A 17964-nucleotide genomic window follows, 5' to 3' on the forward strand; every position below is an offset into this window, starting at 1 on the left:
CCACTTGTATCTGTTTGAAGGTCTAAAAGAGTCAGCGTCCAGCTATTTAGAGCCGGAACAAGTAGAATTACTCAAGCAGGCCTATTTGGTTGCGCGTGATGCCCATGAAGGGCAAATGCGCACAAGTGGCGAGCCTTACATTACCCATCCAGTTGCGGTTAGCCGCATCTTGGCAGACATGCGTCTCGATCACGAGTCACTTATGGCTGCCTTGCTCCACGACACCATTGAAGACACCCCTGTAACCAAAGAAGAGTTAACTGAACTGTTTGGTATTACGGTTGCTGAATTAGTCGAAGGTGTATCTAAGCTAGACAAAATTAAGTTTCGCGACAAAAAAGAAGCCCAAGCGGAAAATTTCCGTAAAATGATGATGGCAATGACTCAAGATATTCGAGTTATTCTTATCAAATTGGCTGACCGTACACACAACATGCGCACGCTAGGAGCTCTTCGTCCTGACAAGCGTCGTCGTATTGCTCGTGAAACCTTAGAGATTTACGCACCGATTGCTAACCGGTTAGGTATTCACAATATCAAAATCGAACTTGAAGATTTAGGTTTTCAAGCCTACTACCCTATGCGACATAGGGTCATCCGCGATGTAGTAAAAGCTGCGCGTGGCAATCGCAAAGAGCTGATCAACAGCATTGAATCGGCTATCGAATCTCGTCTTGAAGAAGCAGGTATCCCCGCAAAAGTTAAAGGCCGCGAAAAAAACCTCTATTCTATTTACCGTAAAATGCGCAGTAAAGAGCTTCAATTTCAAGAAGTTATGGATATTTACGCCTTTAGAATCATTGTCGATTCTATTGACACCAGCTACCGTGTGCTCGGTGCAATGCACGGCCTATACAAGCCTCGCCCAGGCCGTTTCAAAGATTATATTGCCATTCCGAAAGCCAATGGCTATCAGTCATTACACACCTCATTATTTGGCCCACATGCAGTTCCAGTTGAAGTGCAAATCCGCACCGAAGAAATGGACCAAATGGCAGACAAAGGGGTTGCTGCACATTGGATGTATAAAAATAATACTGATGCAGCAAAACAAAACACGACTCAAGTTCGTGCTCACAAGTGGATGCAAAGCTTGCTTGAGCTACAGCAAAGTGCGAGCAGCTCATTTGAGTTTGTTGAAAACGTTAAAACCGAATTATTCCCAGAAGAAATTTACGTCTTTACTCCAGAAGGTCGGATCTTAGAGTTACCCGTTAATTCCACCCCTGTCGATTTTGCCTATGAAGTGCATACCGATGTAGGTAATACCTGTGTGGGTGCAAGAGTTAATCGCCAGGCGTACCCATTAAGCCAACCGCTTATTTCAGGGCAAACAGTTGAAATTATTACGGCTAAAGGTGCAAGACCAAACGCTGCATGGCTAAACTTTGTCGTCACAGGTAAAGCGCGCGGCAAAATTCGTCAAGTACTGAAAAGCCTTAAAGGTGATAACGCTATTGCGCTCGGTAGACGTTTATTAAATCATGCTTTGGTGATACTAAGCTCGAAACAATACCCACTGAATTACTAGAAAAAGTGATCAAAGAAACCAAGCATAGCTCCCTAGACTCATTGCTGGCTGATATTGGTTTAGGTAATGCGATGAGTATTGTGATTGCACAACGTTTAGTTGGCGAACAGTTTGACTCACATGATAACAACAAAGAAAAACCACAAATGCCCATCCGTGGAGCTGAGGGTATGTTAGTCACTTATGCTAATTGTTGTCGCCCTATTCCTGGCGATGCCGTTATTGCTCATGTGAGTCCAGGCAAAGGTTTAGTTGTTCATATGGAAAGCTGTGCCAACATACGTGGTTATCAAGGTGAACCAGACAAGTACATCTCTGTACATTGGGACAACGTAGAAGGCGCAGAATACCAAGCCAATCTTCGTGTTGAAATTGTAAACCATCAGGGTGCGTTAGCTAAAATCACGTCTATCATCGCATCTGCTGGATCTAATATTCACAACCTCAGTACCGAAGAACGTGATGGCCGTGTGTATTTGATTAATTTACGTATTTCAGTTAAAGATCGTGTTCATCTTGCAAACGTTATGCGCAGAATACGTGTTTTACCTGAAGTACTACGAACGTCAAGAAACCGTTAAATACAGATAACCATAAAGAGAATTCAACATGGCTGAAAAAATTATCATCGCAACCGACAAAGCTCCACAAGCTATTGGTACTTACTCACAAGCAGTTAAAGTCGGTAGTACCGTTTATCTTTCAGGTCAGATCCCGTTAGATCCAAAAACCATGACCATGGTAAGCGATGATTTTGCCGAACAAGTTGTACAAGTGTTCGAAAATTTAACCGCTGTATGTGACGCTGCTGGCGGAAAAATGAGTGACATAGTTAAGCTGAATATCTTCTTAACTGATTTATCGCATTTTGCCACGGTAAACGAAATTATGAGCCGTTACTTCCAACAACCTTACCCTGCTCGTGCCGCCATTGGTGTGAAAGAGTTACCAAAAGGTTCATTGGTTGAAATGGATGGAATAATGGAAATATAAGTACAGCTGTGCAATATTATCTTAAGGTGCCTTTGGCGCCTTTTTTATTGCCTATGGCTTTTCGTTGTAGAGTAATTGCTCAATATCTATTGTTTATTCAATAGATTCTGATAACGTAATTATAGCGTGACCCTGCACACATACTGTGCAAACTGTTTGCGCCAGCGCACAAAAATGGCCATACTAAACTAATCATTATCAAGCGTAGTAACTGTTTGGTCATGCTGGGGAATTATAATTAGCGTTAACCAAGACGAAGGCTAGAAGGCAGAGTGTTATATTAAATACTAAAGCGCGGTCTCCCAAAATAAAGTCGCTTTAGATTCACTAAGTTTGAGATGTTAGAACGATTAAGCTGATTAATATAACTAGTAAGAAAGCCAAAATAACAATAAAGAATATGGAAGTGCCGATGGAAAATTTAATTAAAACTCCTGTTGAGATGTTGTCTCATTGGGTAGAAACACAAGGTGATAGTATTTACCTTCGCCAGCCAGTTGGCGGCAAATATGTAGATTTAACTTGGCGCGAAGTTCAGCAGAAGGTTCAGAAGATCGCTGGTTCACTTCGTCATCTAGGATTAAAGCGTGGCGACAAAGTTGCCGTACTGTCAAAAAACTGCGCTGAGTGGTTTATTGTCGATTTAGCCTTAATGTACGGTGGTTACATCAGCGTGCCTATTTACCCAACAGCGAATGCTGAAACAATTCGCTATGTTGTTGAGCACAGCGGAGTTAAGGCTGTATTTACCGGTAAACTAGACCACTGGGCAGAACAAGAAGCCGCTATTGGAGGAGAGATCCTACGCTTGGCTATGCCGTACGAAACAATGCCAGCCCAATATCATTGGGAACAGCTGTTAACTCTTGGCCAGCCATTAATTGATGAGCCTCTGCCAACAACAGACCAGGTTATGACTCTCATTTATACTTCGGGTTCAACGGGCAAACCTAAAGGTGCGATTCAAACATTTGCCAGCTACGCTTGGGCATGTGAAGCGGTTGTTCGCGACTTAAAAACCAACACCACTGATCGTCTACTATCCTACTTACCACTCGCTCATATTACTGAGCGTGTTGCAATTGAAGGCTCATCGTATTATTCAGGCTCTACTGTTGCTTTTGTCGAAAGCCTCGACTCATTTGTGGATGATATTCAACGCTGCCGCCCTACGGTGTTTTTCTCAGTACCGCGGTTGTGGACAGTATTCCAGCTCAATATTATCAATAAGATTGGTGAGAAAAAACTTAAAACATTATTAAAGTTGCCTATCGTTAGCAGTATAGTCAAACGCAAAATCAAAAAAGGATTAGGGCTAGATCAAGCTCGCTTAAATGGCTCTGGTTCGGCGCCTATTCCACCATCATTAATACAATGGTACCACTCAATTGGCATTGATATTTGTGAGGCGTGGGGTATGACAGAAAACAGCGCTTACTCGATTATTAATTATCCGTTTAATCCCAATAAAATTGGTACTGTTGGCCGCCCAGTTGAAGGCAGTTTAGTACGCAAAAGTGAGCAAGGGGAACTGTTAGTTAAAAGCCCTGGATTAATGAGTGGCTACTACCTTCAAGAAGAAGCGACCAAAGCAGCGTTTGCAGAAGATGGGTTTTTCTATACTGGCGATTTATGTGAAATTGATGAAGACGGCTATATAGAGATTACAGGCCGGGTTAAAGACAACTTTAAAACGTCGAAAGGTAAGTATGTTGCCCCTGTGCCAATCGAGCGCAAGCTAGCTCAAGACTCACACGTTGAGCTTATCTGTGTCATCGGCTCAGGCTTACCGCACCCTGTTGCATTAGTTCAGCTTTCAGAAGGCTCTAAACTGCAACCTCGCGAAGAAGTAAGAACATCATTAAAAGAGACTCTGGATAGTGTTAATCCACATCTAGAGTCACATGAACATGTTGATGCCATTGTGGTCGTTAACGATGAATGGACCATCGAAAATGATGTGCTAACACCCACACTTAAAATTAAACGCCACGTGCTTGAAAAATCATTTAGCGCTAAAGTTGATGGTGTACGTGGAGCCGTAATTCGTTGGGAAGATGAGTTGTAATTTTGCAATAATTTTTTTGCATTAACGTCAAAAAAAATACACGCTAATTGCGTGTATTTTTTTGACATATTCTGTCAATATACGCGCAATTAAATAGGCAGTACTAATGTAGTGCAACCTACCCTTACAAGGCAGACTAAATCATGTTAATTGCGTTATCCATTATTGGCGGTTTTATTATTTTAACCTTTGGAGCTGAGGCATTAGTGCGTGGCGCCAGTGCTGTAGCGCTACGTTTGGGTATTGCCCCGCTTATCATTGGGTTAACTATTGTTGCCTTTGGTACCAGCGCTCCTGAACTCGCCGTTAGCGTAAAATCAGCCCTTGCTGGTAACCCAGGCATCGCGTTAGGTAATGTTGTCGGCTCTAACATCGTTAACATTGGCCTTATTTTAGCGATAACAGCGTTGATACGCCCTATTACCGTGCAATCACAAATGGTTAAGCGCGATATTCCTATCATGATCGCCGCATCGGTTTTAGTGTGGTTTTTATTACTCGATGGCGATGTCAGCTTTATAGACGGAGCCATTTTATTTAGCCTATTGCTTGGTTATTTAGGCTTTAGTTATATCAGCTCAAAAAATAATCCCGAAGAGTTAGACATTGATGCCACACCACAAAAACCACTGTTGTCAGTACTGCTCATTGCAGTAGGTATTGCCATGTTAGTTGGCGGTGGAATTTTGTTTGTCGATGGTGCGGTTGATTTAGCCAAACAGTTCGGCATTAGTGAAGTCATTATCGGCTTAACGATTGTGGCGATTGGCACCAGTATGCCTGAACTGGTCACCTCGGTGATGGCCGCATTAAAAGGTCAAAGCGATATTGCTATTGGTAACGTTGTTGGCTCGAACATTTTTAACGTACTGGGTATTTTAGGTGCTACCGCATTAATTCACCCAGTGTCTGCTGCTGGCTTTAATGAAATCGATTTTATCGCCATGCTGATTTTCGCCATTATGGTTTTGCCATTTGCCTGGAGTGGCTTACGCATTGGCCGCCGTGAAGGCGGTGTGTTACTCGCTGGATACCTGGGCTATACCAGCTATTTGGTTATGCAAGTGGTGTAATCAACTCACTTATTCCGGTGACACATACTGAGTAAATCAAATAAGGCCAACGACAATGTTGGCCTTATTTATTGGCAACACAACATGACATTTGTCACCCTGTTTTGGTGACCTTTGTGCCTGATAATCAAATCAGTGTTTCTCCATACTAGACCTATCCCAGCTTCATCTTGGTTGGGTTAATCAGGAGATAACCATGAAAACCTTACTACTTATTACTAGCCTTACATTAGCCAGCCACAGTGCAATTGCTGATATCAGTGAAATCGACAATGCAGCCAATACAATGGATGTCACTCAACTCAAACTGTTAAGCGAAAACAGCCATGATTATGAACATGCCTATGCTAATTACCGCTTAGCCGTGACGACCAATATTACTGGTCAACGACACCTTACGCTCAAGTCGTTAACCCAGGCACAAGACACCTTAGAAGCTCTGTTAACACAACAAACCTCAGCAGACTCTCAAGCACTCCTCGCAGCAGTGTATGGAATGCAAATCGCACTTGATAATAGTAAAGGCGCCGAATACGGCATGAAAACAGCTCTGTTATTACAGCAAGCAACCAAGCTTGAACCCAATAATCCACGTGTAAGCTTAGTCAAAGCAATTAATGCATTTTACACCCCTAGCGTATTTGGCGGCGGGATCAACAAAGCGCAAACCCTAGCTAGCCAAGCTATAACTCAGTATGAGCAACCTTGTGACACAATTTGTTGGGGCCACTCAGAAGCCTACACATGGAGAGGATTAGCCAAGCAAGAGCAAGGAGATCTGGCTGGTGCGATGCAAGATTGGCAACTCGCATTAGATATTGACCCGCGCTATGGGTGGGCTAAATTTTTACTAAGCCAGCAAGCAGTTAAGCAATAATGCCAACACTTGAGTTAATGCGCAGTTACTCTATGATTAACTGCGCTAGGAGGCATCATGACATCGGATTTATCAAAAAATAATCATAAAAGTTACGAGCAAAAAACCGCTTGGGTTTACCTCATAAACCTTGGGTTTTATTTTATCCCATTGTATTTTATGGCTGGCCAATGGCTAAAAATATCGGTTGCAGTCGTATTACTCGTGCCATTTATTGTTACTTATTTTTGGGCTTACAACAGCACTAAGCAGCAAGCTTTCAAGCCTATAATCCTAATGATTATCACCGCGATTGGTTCGTCATTCGTTAGTAGTGGTGCTATATCTCTATTCAGTTTTTGCTGTTTTTTTATTGGATTTTTTTATTCGCTTCGTACGGCAATATTGAGTTTTATCGCACTAAGTCTTCTACTGTTAGTGATCGATATCAGCTTGGGCTACCCAGCCTACTTTTTTACATTGTATGGCATGGGAATTTGTCTAGGTGTAGGTATATTTGGGGTAGTAGAACAAAATCGTCAGCGCATAAAACGCCAACAGCAACAGTCTAAAGATGAAATATATCATCTCGCAACAGCACTAGAGCGCGAACGTATTGCTCGTGATTTACACGATGTGATGGGGCACCATTTAGCCGCTATTGCCTTAAAGGCAGAACTTGCCGATAAACTCATTGCAGCAGGTAAAACTGAAATGGCTCAGCAGCAAATCAATCAAGTGAGCCAAATTACTCGCGACTGTTTAAGCCAAATTCGTCAAACTGTAACCGATTACAAACACCAAGGCTTAAGCCAAACCATTAATACACTGTCACAAACACTGAGAGACAAATCAGTCGCGGTCACTATTGAGGGGCAATGGCCAACATTAAATAACCTCACAGAATCTCAACTGTGTCTGATGCTAACCGAATTGGCAAACAATACGATTAAGCACAGCAAAGCTGATCATTGCACAATTTCATTCCAAATACAGCCAACAAGTCTGTTAGTAAACTATATCGAAAACGCTGCAATTAATGATTTTACTGAAGGTAACGGACTGAAAGGAATAAAAGAGCGCGCCTCCATTTTACACGCCGATGTAGAGTATCAATTGAGCCCACAATTTATCGTTACCATCACTTTGCCACTAACAGAGACAACATGAATATTTTACTAGCAGAAGATCAAGCCATGGTCCGTGGTGCATTGGCCGCCCTACTGACCCTCGCCGCCGATAATATCAATATTACCGAGGTAGAAGACGGCGATAAAGCCATGACATTGCTTAAAAATCAGCATTATGATTTATTGTTAACAGACATAGAAATGCCCGGTAAATCAGGTTTAGAATTGAGCCAATGGTTGCAGCAACAAGGCAGCAAAACCAAGGTGATTATTCTTACCACTTTTGGCCGAGCTGGTTACATCAAGCGAGCCTTAGAGTATGGAGTCAGTGGATTTCTACTTAAAGATGCGCCGTCGGATGAGCTTATCAGCACCATTAAGCAAGTGATGGTAGGCAAACGTATCATCGATCCAGAACTGGCGTTTAGTGCCATTGGCGAAATAGACCCGCTTAACGACAAAGAACGTCGTGCTTTGCGCTTAGCCAGTGAAGGATTATCAACCGCAGATATTGCTAACAAATTATTTATTGCCGAAGGTACTGTGCGTAACTACTTGTCAGAAGCAATTAATAAGCTCAGCGCCAGCAATCGCATTGATGCTGCGAGAATAGCTAAACAGAAGGGCTGGTTGTAATAGCCCTAGCATATTGCCTTGTTAGCAAACTCTGCTAAGATACCTTAAACACATGTATATAATTACAGTGATTTAGATTTTACAGTCTGAAATCACAATTGTTTTTATATGTTAACCATCAATGTAGGTACGCAAAATTTGCTACAACTGGATCTTGTTCCAATCACTGACCTTAAAGGCGTTGCCAAAAAAGTCGCTGAGAAACTTGCCAAGTTAAGTATTAAGACAGTACAAGATGTACTGTTTCATTTGCCGCTGCGCTACGAAGACCGCACTCAAATTCATCCCATTGCAGCATTATCACCAGGCAGTTATGGGACCATCGAAGCTGAAATTCAATCGACTCAAATCATGCAAGGTAAACGGCGCATGTTAGTATGCAATGTTCGCGACCATAGCGGTGTGATGAGCCTGCGCTTTTTTAATTTCTCGATGGCACAACGAAATGCAATGGAACATGGTGCGATTATTCGAGCTTACGGCGAGATCCGTCGTGGTAATCAACACAAAGAAATTGTCCATCCTGAATATCAAATAATTCACGCAGGAGAGACCATCACACTCAGTGATACACTGACGCCGATTTATCCTACTACCGAAGGGGTTAAGCAAGCCAGTTGGATAAAACTGACCGAACAAGCATTAATTATGTTAGATAACGGTGGCTTACCTGAGCTACTCCCCGCAAATTTGCAGCCCAATAATATTAGCCTGCGCGATGCATTGCATACATTACACCGTCCATCGAGCTCAGTATCACCTTATGAATTAGAACAAGGTCAGCATCCAGCTCAACAACGGTTGATTCAAGAAGAATTGCTCGCGCATAACCTCAGCATGTTGCAACTCCGCCAACGTAGCAATCAAGATGCTGCAATCGCAATGCCTACAACAGGGCAGTTAATGCAACCGTTTCTGGCTCAACTACCTTTTTCGCCTACTGGCGCGCAGCAAAGAGTTGTCGCAGAAATCAACCAAGATCTCCAATATCCAAGGCCAATGATGCGCCTAGTTCAAGGGGATGTTGGCTCGGGCAAAACCTTAGTGGCTGCCTTAGCAGCACTGCAAGCGATAGAAAACGGTTATCAAGTGGCGATGATGGCGCCCACAGAATTATTGGCCGAACAACACGCGACTAACTTTGCCATATGGTTTGAACCTTTAGGCCTCAAAGTAGGCTGGTTAGCGGGTAAACTTAAAGGCAAAGCCAGAGTTCAATCACTCGAAGATATCGCCTCTGGCGCTGCACAAATGGTGATTGGCACTCATGCAATATTCCAACAAGCCGTTGTCTTTAACAAATTAGCCTTGATCATTATTGATGAGCAGCATCGTTTTGGAGTCCACCAACGGCTCGGCTTGCGTGAAAAAGGGATTAATCAGGGGTTTCATCCTCATCAACTGATAATGACCGCAACCCCAATACCGCGCACACTCGCGATGACAGCCTATGCAGATCTAGATACGTCTGTTATTGATGAACTACCTCCAGGGCGAACACCTGTTACTACTGTAGCCATTGCTGATACGCGCCGAGAACAAATTATTGAACGTGTTAGGCATGCAGCCATACACGACAATCGCCAAATTTATTGGGTGTGCACCTTAATTGAAGAGTCTGAAGTATTAGAATGCCAAGCCGCAGAAGACACCGCCGCAGAACTGAGTGTCGCATTGCCTGAGTTAAAAGTGGGTTTAGTCCATGGTCGAATGAAAAGTGCAGAAAAACAATCAATCATGGCGCAGTTTAAGTCAGGCGAATTGAACTTATTAGTAGCCACCACCGTCATAGAAGTCGGCGTTGATGTGCCTAATGCCAGCTTAATGATTATTGAAAACCCAGAGCGCTTAGGTCTTGCTCAATTACACCAACTTAGGGGGCGAGTTGGACGAGGCTCAATAGCCAGCCATTGTGTGTTACTTTACAAAGCACCTTTGTCGCAAACCGCCACTAAGCGTTTAGGCGTACTGAGAGACAGCAATGATGGTTTTGTTATTGCACAAAAAGACTTAGAAATAAGAGGTCCAGGCGAAGTTCTTGGCACTAAACAAACGGGATTAGCCGACCTTAAAATTGCCGATTTAATTCGTGACCAACACCTCATAGCGCCAACCCAAAAGTTAGCGGTTCATATTAACCAACAAGTGCCGCAAAACATTGATGCAATCATTCAACGATGGTTAGGAGATCGCCAGCAGTATGTCCAAGCGTAAAGTTTGATCAAAAAAATGAATTATTGTGGATTATCGCCAGTTACCACTAGACAACGCTGTTGAATATTGCAAAATGGTATAATGACAATGCAGTATTTTTCGACTCCACCTAGATATCTATATCGATAGCAAACACGCCAAGGAATTGAAATGCAAGTTAATGAAGAAGATAGAATTACGCCACAAGCTGATGAGAAATCAGGTACCAATATAGCCTTTATTGCTATTGCGGTGATCGCATTGCTTGCTGCCAGTAGCTACTTTTATTTCACCAGTGATGACAGCGAAGAGTTTGAACCTGTTGTAATGACACCGGTTGAACTACCAGAGGCATTACCCGCAACGCCAATTGAACAAACGCCTATTGAAGAACCGCAACAAGTTGCTACAACGATGGATGATGTTGTGCCTTCAGGTGAACCAGAAGCGACTGGGACAACACCTGTCGCCGTTGAACCTTTACCCGCGCTAACAGAGTCAGATGACTTTATTGAAAGCAAAACCTTAGCCATCGCAAACGGAATGAAAATTGCGCCAATGATTTTGAAAAAAGACATTGCTCGCCAATTTGTAGTGTTTGTTGATAACCTCGCTCAAGGTGAACTAGTTCGTAAAGCCAGTCCGTTAAAAGGCCCTGAAACGGAGTTTTCCGTTAGCGAAATAACCAACAAAATATTCTTAAACCCAGACAGTTACCATCGCTATGATTTATATGCTGACTTTGTGGCAGGTTTGGACGAAAAAGATCTAGTCACCACTTATACTGAACTTAAACCTCTGTTTACTGAAGCATTTACTGAGTTAGGTTACAGTGACGTTGATTTTGATAAACGTATGCGTGCAGTGTTTACTATGGTTGCTGACGCTCCTATTATTGAAGACCCTATTGAATTATCGTCTGTCACGGTCAACTATCACTATGCAGATCCTAACCTGGAAGCTCTGCCTAACGCGCAAAAACTATTAATTCGTATGGGACCAGAAAACACCCGTAAAATTAAAGCCGCTGTCAAAAAGCTACAGGCTAGTTTTCCTGAACAATAATATTTATTCGGGGAATATGAAAATTCTTTGTAATCGCGCGGCTAAATTAGCCGCGCTTTTTTTTGAGCAAATGTTTTTTGAAAGAATATGTTCAACAAATAATCTAAAAATCGATTTTTGTTTTGTGTGACTTCTTAAACAACCCATGTTAGGTGTACAATTAGCGCCGTTAACAAATACTCATCGATAAGATAATGATTGTTAATACTTAGATAAGGATAGCTAGGCTGATATCGAGGCAAAGTAGTGCATTTAACATTTAAACTTCTCTCATGGGGCGCATGGTCACCAGACTTTCAAACCATTGAAAGTTGGCAACATTGGCAATCGCCAAACGCCACTGTGTCCGCAAACCAAGACGCCCCAGCTTTATCGCATATTCCAGCCATGCAACGTCGCCGGTTTAGCCGTTTGACTAAAATGATGCTATCTGCAGCACATGATTGTCAGGTCGCCCCGCACACTCGTAGTGTTTTTTCTTCTCGTCACGGCGAGCTCACTCGAACGTTAGGCCTACTGAAAGACATTACCCAGCAACAAGCGTTATCTCCAATGGCCTTTAGCCAATCAGTACATAATACTGCCAGCGGTATTTTTGGCATCGTCACTAACAACACAGCCGCTTCAACCTCTATCGCCGCAGGCGAGCAAACCTTGCCGCAGGCCTTAATTGAAACTTATGCCCAACTGGCGCAAGACCCTACGCCTATTTTGATGATTTTTGGCGATGACCCTGTCCCGCCGGTTTACAGCGAATTTATTCATGAGATTGAATTACCTATCGCATTTGGTTTGTACTTAGCACCCGCTAATAGTGAAGCAAAAAGTGACATGAAAAGGGAAGTAAAAAGTAGCGCAACACTGACTCTATCGGTACGTCCGCTTAACGACCAAAAAACTCATAACATCAGTCTAAGCGAGCTCATCCATCACATTGCAATAGCTCAAGATCTCCAAGGGTACTTATGTCACTGGTATTGGTCGCTAGAGCATCATGGTTAATTCACCGAATTCCGCACCATCAGCAAATCACCTTAATACCAATCAACCCGAAGCAAACAAGCTAACGGGGCTGAGGTATGTCCCAAGATGGATTGCAGGCGTATTGTGTTATGCAGCATTTGGTTTAGGTGGTTTACTCAGCTCATTAACCGTATTGCCAATATTGCGCTATTGGCCAGGAACACCACAAGCTCGTACAGCAAGAGTGCAACGTACGGTGAGTTTAATGTTTAAAGGCTTTGTTGCCTTGTTAAGTGGCGCTGGCGTTATTAATGTCAGCACTAAAAATTTGCATTTGTTACAACATGTCCAAGGCCATATCGTTATTGCTAACCACCCAACCCTAGTTGATGTCGTTGTGCTAATTAGCTTAATGCCCAACGCCGGCTGTATTGTTAAACAAGGTTTATGGCGCAATCCATTTATTAGAGGCGTACTATCAAGCGTAGGTTACATACCTAATCGCAGCGCCAAACTACTGTTGCAAGATTGTAAGCAAGTATTAACTAACACCACAAATTTAGTGATTTTTCCTGAAGGTACCCGCACACTGGTTGGCAACGTTATCAACCCGTTTGCCCGTGGCGCGGCAAATATTGCGATACGTACCAAAAGTGATATTTTACCTGTAGTTTTACGCACTGATGTTGCTGGACTAACCAAACAACAAGCGTGGTATCAAATACCACGACAAACCATCAATATGTCAGTTGAAATCGGTAGCCGCGTACTGCACCATGACTATAAGATTACCCAAGGTAACGAAGCAAAAATGGCTCGGCAACTTACCCGAGACCTACAACAGTTTTATTTAAACAGCCTATCAAACCCTATTGATAGCCATACTGATAAGAAACAAAATAATGAACTTACACAACCAAATTAAACAGCTGATTATTGACAGCTTAGACCTAGAAGATGTCACCATTGATGATATCGATACTGATGCAGCGCTATTTGGCGAAGGCCTAGGTTTAGATTCTATTGACGCACTAGAACTGGGTCTAGCGATAAAAAAAGAATTCGACGTCAAAATTGAAGCCAATTCAGACGCAACTAAAGCACACTTTTTCAGTGTAGCTAGCTTAGCTAGTTTCATTGAATCACAACGTGTTTAGGAGCCAGCATGCAAAACCGTGATCAAATTTTTGCCATGCTCAGCACCATTTTAGTGGACGAGTTTGAAATAGACCCAGCTGACATCAGCTTAGAAGCATCTTTATATGAAGAGTTGGATTTAGACAGTATCGATGCCGTAGATTTGGTGATCAAACTGCAACAACTCACGGGTAAGAAAATTCAACCCGAAGCGTTTAAAACCGTACGAACCGTTAATGATGTCGTCAACGCTATCGAAGGATTAATGCAAAGCTAATGCGGCTTATCCTGCAAGTTATTACCACGCTAGTGATTGTTGCTTACCCGTTAGCAGTGTATTTTGGATTACAGTATTTACCACCTGGGTACATCGCGCTATTGCTGTGTGTATTGTTGTTAACGCGTATGCTCGTCACTAGGCAACAAGTGCGGGCAATGGTATTACCATTAATAGTGGGAATTGGCTTAACAGGGGCAAGCTTTATTGCTAAGCGTAATGATTGGCTGCTGTATTATCCAGTGGTTATCAATCTAAGTTTATTAGGGTTATTTAGCTATTCGCTAATAAAGGGCCCCAGTATGATTGAACGCTTAGCACGTATTAAAGAGCCTGACTTACCAGACTCAGCAATTGAATATTTACGAACAATAACCACATTATGGTGCGGATTGTTTGTCTTTAATGGTGCCATGGCAACCTATACCGCAATTGCCAGCAGTATTGAAATGTGGACGCTTTATAACGGACTGATAGCTTATTTGCTGATAGGCATGCTACTCAGTGGTGAATGGATTTATCGCAGGTTTTGGCTGAAAAAACATGACTAAACTTTTGCTCAACTGGTTAACCGATGGCCCCGCTGCCCAGCAGCTGATTAGTTTTGACCACCATGACATGATGACGGGATCGCTGTTTTGTGCCCACGTCACTCACTTACACAAACAACTCAGCCAAAGCGATGCCAAACGTTGGTTACTGGCCGCACAAAAAAGTGATTTATTTGCTGCAGGCTTATGCGCTGCATTACTCGCGGGTAAGCAGGTAATATTGCCTGCCAACACTCAGCGCGGCACGTTAAGCGAGCTCAATCATGAGTTTGACGCCATTATTGCAGACAAGCCATTATGCGAAGTACGCGAGTTTATTGTCCTCAAAAAAGAGCTCAGCCTACCTGCGGCAACCTGGCCACAAGCCAAAAGCTTAGGCGAATTAATTTTATTTACGTCAGGCAGTAGCGGTCAGCCAAAAGCCATTACTAAAACCCTTGCACAACTAGATGCCGAAGTCAGTATTTTAGAGCATACCTTTGCCCAACACTTACCGCATTGCTCAGTGGTATCAACTGTATCGCATCAGCACATTTATGGCTTATTGTTTAAAATTTTATGGCCGTTAGCGGCAAGTCGCGCTTTTTTAAGCGAACAGATCGACTTTCCAGAAACACTGAGTTACTACCTCGCCATCATGCCAAATCTATGTCTAATTAGCAGTCCTGCGCAGTTAACTCGCTTGCCAGATGCCCTAGACAATCAGCCACAACAGCGTATTCCCAGTTTAATTTTCAGCTCTGGAGGCCCGTTAAACTTTGAGTCAGCGCAAGCGGTAAAACAATGCTTTAAACAATTACCTATCGAAGTGTTTGGCAGTACCGAAACTGGCGGTATTGCTTATCGTCGCCAGCATCAACCACTGCAAACATGGCAACCGTTTGAGCAAGTTAACATCGATGCAGACCCGCAAGACGGCGCGTTAATTTTACAGTCAGTTTATTTAGATAATCCAGATGCTTGGGTAAAATGTGATGACAAAATCGAGTTGGTTGAAAATGGCCAATTTCGTTTACTGCACCGATTAGACCGCATTGTCAAAATAGAAGAAAAGCGTTTATCTCTCGCGCAGTTAGAACATCTGTTGCAAACCCATCCGTTTGTCAGCGATGCCGCAGTAACAGTATTAGAGCAACCCCGTACCATGCTCGGCGCGGCCGTATGCCTAAATGAACTTGGCAGACAAACTCTTAAAGACGAAGGTAAGTTAGCGATTAACACGGCCTTAAAAAACCACTTACTGAGCCAATTTGAACGCATCACCTTACCTAAGCGTTGGCGCTACCCTAAAACCTTGCCACTTAACAGTCAGGGCAAACGCACTTCAGCTGATATAGCAGCTTTATTTATTCATGATTAAATCAGTATTACCGCAAATTATTCATCAACACGCAGAAGGCGAACAATGCCATTGGCGCTTGTTTATTAGTGGCGATCTAAATTTTTTTGACGGCCACTTTCCTGAGCAAGCGGTACTGCCGGGTGTAACGCAATTAGATTGGGCTGTAAAGCTAGGATGCGATGCTTTTGGTTATAGTGCCAATGTAGCTACGCTCGAAGTACTTAAATTTCAGCAGCTCATTTTGCCTAATACCTATGTCGATTTAGTTATCGAACATCAACCACAAAAATCGAAATTGATATTCAGCTACCGCGAAGGTGACAAACGCTTTGCTTCTGGTCGAATAGCCCTTAATTCCAGCATTAAGACAGAAACGAGCGCTACCTTGAATACCGAGAGTGTTACATGACATTTGCGTTAGTGATCCCTAATTACAACCACCATATCGCGATAGAAAAAACCTTAACCGATTTGGCTCAGTATCAATTGCCTTGTTATTTGGTCGACGACGGTAGTGACGATAAAACCCGTTACGTGCTTCAAACACTTGCCGACAAATTTAGCTGGGTCACCTTAATTCAACACCCTTATAATCGCGGCAAAGGCGCGGCGGTAATGAGTGGCTTACGCCAAGCGTACCGTGATGGCTTTAGCCATGCTTTGCAAGTCGATGCCGACGGCCAACATAATTTAGCCGACATTACCTTGATGATGTCCACCAGCGAGCAGCACCCTACAGCCTTGATATCAGGCCAACCACAATACGATGAGTCGGTACCCAAAGGTCGACTATATGGCCGTTATATTACTCATTTTTGGGTGTGGGTTGAAACCTTAAGCTTTGATATTCAAGATTCCATGTGTGGTTTTAGAGTTTATCCACTGGCGGCTACGGAGCAGTTATTTAGCCAGCAGGCATTAGGCGAGCGCATGGACTTTGACATTGAAGTCATGGTTAAACTGCACTGGCAAGGCACACCCGTGGTGCATGTGCCAACCAAAGTAATTTACCCAGAAGATGGCATTAGTCATTTTCAAGGCGTAAGAGATAATGTGCGCATTAGTTGGATGCACACTACATTATTTTTTGGCATGTTAGCCCGCTTGCCACGCATTATTACTAAGCAAAATCAAACCGCTCAATCATTACAAACAACCCAGCATTGGTCAGCCATGAGTGAACGTGGCAGCTTTTGGGGAATAAAGTTTTTAGCCCAGTGCTATCGTCTTGGCGGACATTGGTTATGCCGCGCTGTCATGTATCCGGTTATCTGTTATTTTTTCCTTACCGGTAAAACCGCTCGTGATGCGTCATTAGACTTTTTACATCGAATACAACTGCAACAGCCCAATCATCCACAGCTCAATCGTCCAGTCAATTGGCGCGATAGCCTTAAGCATTTCTTTGCGTTTGGTAATGCTGCACTCGATAGAATAGATGCCTGGTGCGACAGAATTAACCTCGCCCAGGTCGATTTTAACGACCGTCATATACTGGCAGATCAAGTGGCCACAGGACGCGGCGCAGTATTAATTGTGTCGCATTTAGGTAATATGGAACTGTGCCGCGCTATCTCCATCCACCAGCAAAAAGTCAAGGTGAATGTGATGGTGCTAACCCAGCACGCTGAGAACTTTAATAAAGTTCTGCAACAACTTAACCCACAAAGTAGCTTGAATTTAATCCATGTAAACGAGCTAGATCCAAGCACGGCCATGCTGTTACAGCAAAAAATTGATCAAGGTGAAATCGTGGTTATTGCAGCTGACCGCACCTCATCAAGCAGCCAAGGTCGTGTGACCTATTTGCCTTTTTTAGGCCAAGAGGCTGCATTTCCGCAAGGACCGTTCATTTTGGCCAGTTTACTAGATTGCCCGGTTTATACGTTATTTTGTATTCGGCAACATGGCCGTTATCAAGTGCATGTTGAACACTTAAGCGATACCTTAAAAGGCCCTCGCTCAGGCAGAACAGCACGTTTAGCCGATGCCATGAGCCAATACAGCCAACGTTTAGCCCATTTTGCGCAAATTGCGCCGATGCAGTGGTTTAACTTTTTCGATTTTTGGCGCAAGGACGAGCTGGTCACCCGTAACAACCAGCCATCAGCATCAAGCGCAGCTCCATTACCCAGTCAGGACAGATAAT

The 17964-nt window shown here is 43.3% G+C and carries 16 protein-coding genes and 1 pseudogene; all 17 read left to right on the forward strand.

What is annotated here, in order from left to right:
• Nucleotides 1-4: 4 nt before the first annotated feature.
• Nucleotides 5-2112, forward strand: a pseudogene (spoT, locus tag IEY40_RS14700) (bifunctional GTP diphosphokinase/guanosine-3',5'-bis pyrophosphate 3'-pyrophosphohydrolase).
• A gap of 28 nt (nt 2113-2140) precedes the next feature.
• Nucleotides 2141-2524 (forward strand): RidA family protein, encoded by a 384-nt coding sequence (locus IEY40_RS14705; RefSeq protein ID WP_188957461.1) that lies wholly within the window; start codon nt 2141-2143, stop codon nt 2522-2524.
• A gap of 412 nt (nt 2525-2936) precedes the next feature.
• Nucleotides 2937-4592 (forward strand): AMP-binding protein, encoded by a 1656-nt coding sequence (locus tag IEY40_RS14710; protein ID WP_188957462.1) that lies wholly within the window; start codon nt 2937-2939, stop codon nt 4590-4592.
• 143 nt (nt 4593-4735) lie between these two features.
• On the forward strand, nt 4736-5665 hold the full coding sequence (locus IEY40_RS14715) for a calcium/sodium antiporter (protein WP_188957463.1): 930 nt from the start codon (nt 4736-4738) through the stop codon (nt 5663-5665).
• Nucleotides 5666-5861: 196 nt separating this feature from the next.
• On the forward strand, nt 5862-6542 hold the full coding sequence (locus tag IEY40_RS14720) for a tetratricopeptide repeat protein (RefSeq protein WP_188957464.1): 681 nt from the start codon (nt 5862-5864) through the stop codon (nt 6540-6542).
• A 57-nt stretch (nt 6543-6599) separates the two neighbouring features.
• A complete protein-coding gene (locus IEY40_RS14725; protein WP_188957466.1) occupies nt 6600-7691 on the forward strand; it encodes a sensor histidine kinase in 1092 nt (363 codons plus the stop codon).
• On the forward strand, nt 7688-8287 hold the full coding sequence (locus IEY40_RS14730) for a response regulator transcription factor (RefSeq protein WP_188957468.1): 600 nt from the start codon (nt 7688-7690) through the stop codon (nt 8285-8287). The genes IEY40_RS14725 and IEY40_RS14730 overlap by 4 nt, the downstream gene beginning before the upstream one ends.
• 108 nt (nt 8288-8395) lie before the next feature.
• On the forward strand, nt 8396-10501 hold the full coding sequence (gene recG, locus IEY40_RS14735) for an ATP-dependent DNA helicase RecG (protein ID WP_428848153.1): 2106 nt from the start codon (nt 8396-8398) through the stop codon (nt 10499-10501).
• 150 nt (nt 10502-10651) lie between these two features.
• On the forward strand, nt 10652-11545 hold the full coding sequence (locus IEY40_RS14740) for a DUF3014 domain-containing protein (RefSeq protein ID WP_188957470.1): 894 nt from the start codon (nt 10652-10654) through the stop codon (nt 11543-11545).
• 246 nt (nt 11546-11791) lie between these two features.
• Nucleotides 11792-12547, forward strand: coding sequence for a beta-ketoacyl synthase chain length factor (locus IEY40_RS14745; RefSeq protein WP_188957472.1), 756 nt, complete (start codon nt 11792-11794; stop codon nt 12545-12547).
• Nucleotides 12540-13433, forward strand: a complete 894-nt coding sequence (locus tag IEY40_RS14750; protein WP_188957474.1) for a lysophospholipid acyltransferase family protein — start codon at nt 12540-12542, stop codon at nt 13431-13433. The genes IEY40_RS14745 and IEY40_RS14750 overlap by 8 nt, the downstream gene beginning before the upstream one ends.
• Nucleotides 13411-13665 (forward strand): phosphopantetheine-binding protein, encoded by a 255-nt coding sequence (locus IEY40_RS14755; RefSeq protein WP_160051926.1) that lies wholly within the window; start codon nt 13411-13413, stop codon nt 13663-13665. The genes IEY40_RS14750 and IEY40_RS14755 overlap by 23 nt, the downstream gene beginning before the upstream one ends.
• An 8-nt stretch (nt 13666-13673) precedes the next feature.
• Nucleotides 13674-13922, forward strand: coding sequence for an acyl carrier protein (locus IEY40_RS14760; RefSeq protein WP_188957476.1), 249 nt, complete (start codon nt 13674-13676; stop codon nt 13920-13922).
• Entirely contained in the window at nt 13922-14473 is a 552-nt protein-coding gene (locus tag IEY40_RS14765; protein WP_188957478.1) for a COG4648 family protein, read from the forward strand. Before IEY40_RS14760 ends, IEY40_RS14765 begins: the two co-directional genes overlap by 1 nt.
• The gene (locus IEY40_RS14770; protein ID WP_188957480.1) at nt 14466-15833 is read left to right on the forward strand and encodes an AMP-binding protein; all 1368 of its coding nucleotides are present in this window, start codon (nt 14466-14468) and stop codon (nt 15831-15833) included. Before IEY40_RS14765 ends, IEY40_RS14770 begins: the two co-directional genes overlap by 8 nt.
• Entirely contained in the window at nt 15826-16224 is a 399-nt protein-coding gene (locus IEY40_RS14775) for an ApeI family dehydratase (protein WP_188957481.1), read from the forward strand. Before IEY40_RS14770 ends, IEY40_RS14775 begins: the two co-directional genes overlap by 8 nt.
• Entirely contained in the window at nt 16221-17963 is a 1743-nt protein-coding gene (locus IEY40_RS14780) for a glycosyltransferase family 2 protein (protein ID WP_188957483.1), read from the forward strand. Before IEY40_RS14775 ends, IEY40_RS14780 begins: the two co-directional genes overlap by 4 nt.
• Nucleotide 17964: the final 1 nt, after the last annotated feature.

The sequence above is a fragment of the Shewanella ulleungensis genome, assembly GCF_014648315.1.
Classification (GTDB): Bacteria; Pseudomonadota; Gammaproteobacteria; order Enterobacterales; family Shewanellaceae; genus Shewanella; species Shewanella ulleungensis.

Coding starts and splice junctions, on each gene's coding strand:
- IEY40_RS14705 (WP_188957461.1), top strand. CDS start 2,141: ATGGCTGAAAAAATTATCATCGCAACCGACAAAGCTCCACAAGCTATT.
- IEY40_RS14710 (WP_188957462.1), top strand. CDS start 2,937: ATGGAAAATTTAATTAAAACTCCTGTTGAGATGTTGTCTCATTGGGTA.
- IEY40_RS14715 (WP_188957463.1), top strand. CDS start 4,736: ATGTTAATTGCGTTATCCATTATTGGCGGTTTTATTATTTTAACCTTT.
- IEY40_RS14720 (WP_188957464.1), top strand. CDS start 5,862: ATGAAAACCTTACTACTTATTACTAGCCTTACATTAGCCAGCCACAGT.
- IEY40_RS14725 (WP_188957466.1), top strand. CDS start 6,600: ATGACATCGGATTTATCAAAAAATAATCATAAAAGTTACGAGCAAAAA.
- IEY40_RS14730 (WP_188957468.1), top strand. CDS start 7,688: ATGAATATTTTACTAGCAGAAGATCAAGCCATGGTCCGTGGTGCATTG.
- recG (WP_428848153.1), top strand. CDS start 8,396: ATGTTAACCATCAATGTAGGTACGCAAAATTTGCTACAACTGGATCTT.
- IEY40_RS14740 (WP_188957470.1), top strand. CDS start 10,652: ATGCAAGTTAATGAAGAAGATAGAATTACGCCACAAGCTGATGAGAAA.
- IEY40_RS14750 (WP_188957474.1), top strand. CDS start 12,540: ATGGTTAATTCACCGAATTCCGCACCATCAGCAAATCACCTTAATACC.
- IEY40_RS14755 (WP_160051926.1), top strand. CDS start 13,411: ATGAACTTACACAACCAAATTAAACAGCTGATTATTGACAGCTTAGAC.
- IEY40_RS14760 (WP_188957476.1), top strand. CDS start 13,674: ATGCAAAACCGTGATCAAATTTTTGCCATGCTCAGCACCATTTTAGTG.
- IEY40_RS14765 (WP_188957478.1), top strand. CDS start 13,922: ATGCGGCTTATCCTGCAAGTTATTACCACGCTAGTGATTGTTGCTTAC.
- IEY40_RS14770 (WP_188957480.1), top strand. CDS start 14,466: ATGACTAAACTTTTGCTCAACTGGTTAACCGATGGCCCCGCTGCCCAG.
- IEY40_RS14775 (WP_188957481.1), top strand. CDS start 15,826: ATGATTAAATCAGTATTACCGCAAATTATTCATCAACACGCAGAAGGC.
- IEY40_RS14780 (WP_188957483.1), top strand. CDS start 16,221: ATGACATTTGCGTTAGTGATCCCTAATTACAACCACCATATCGCGATA.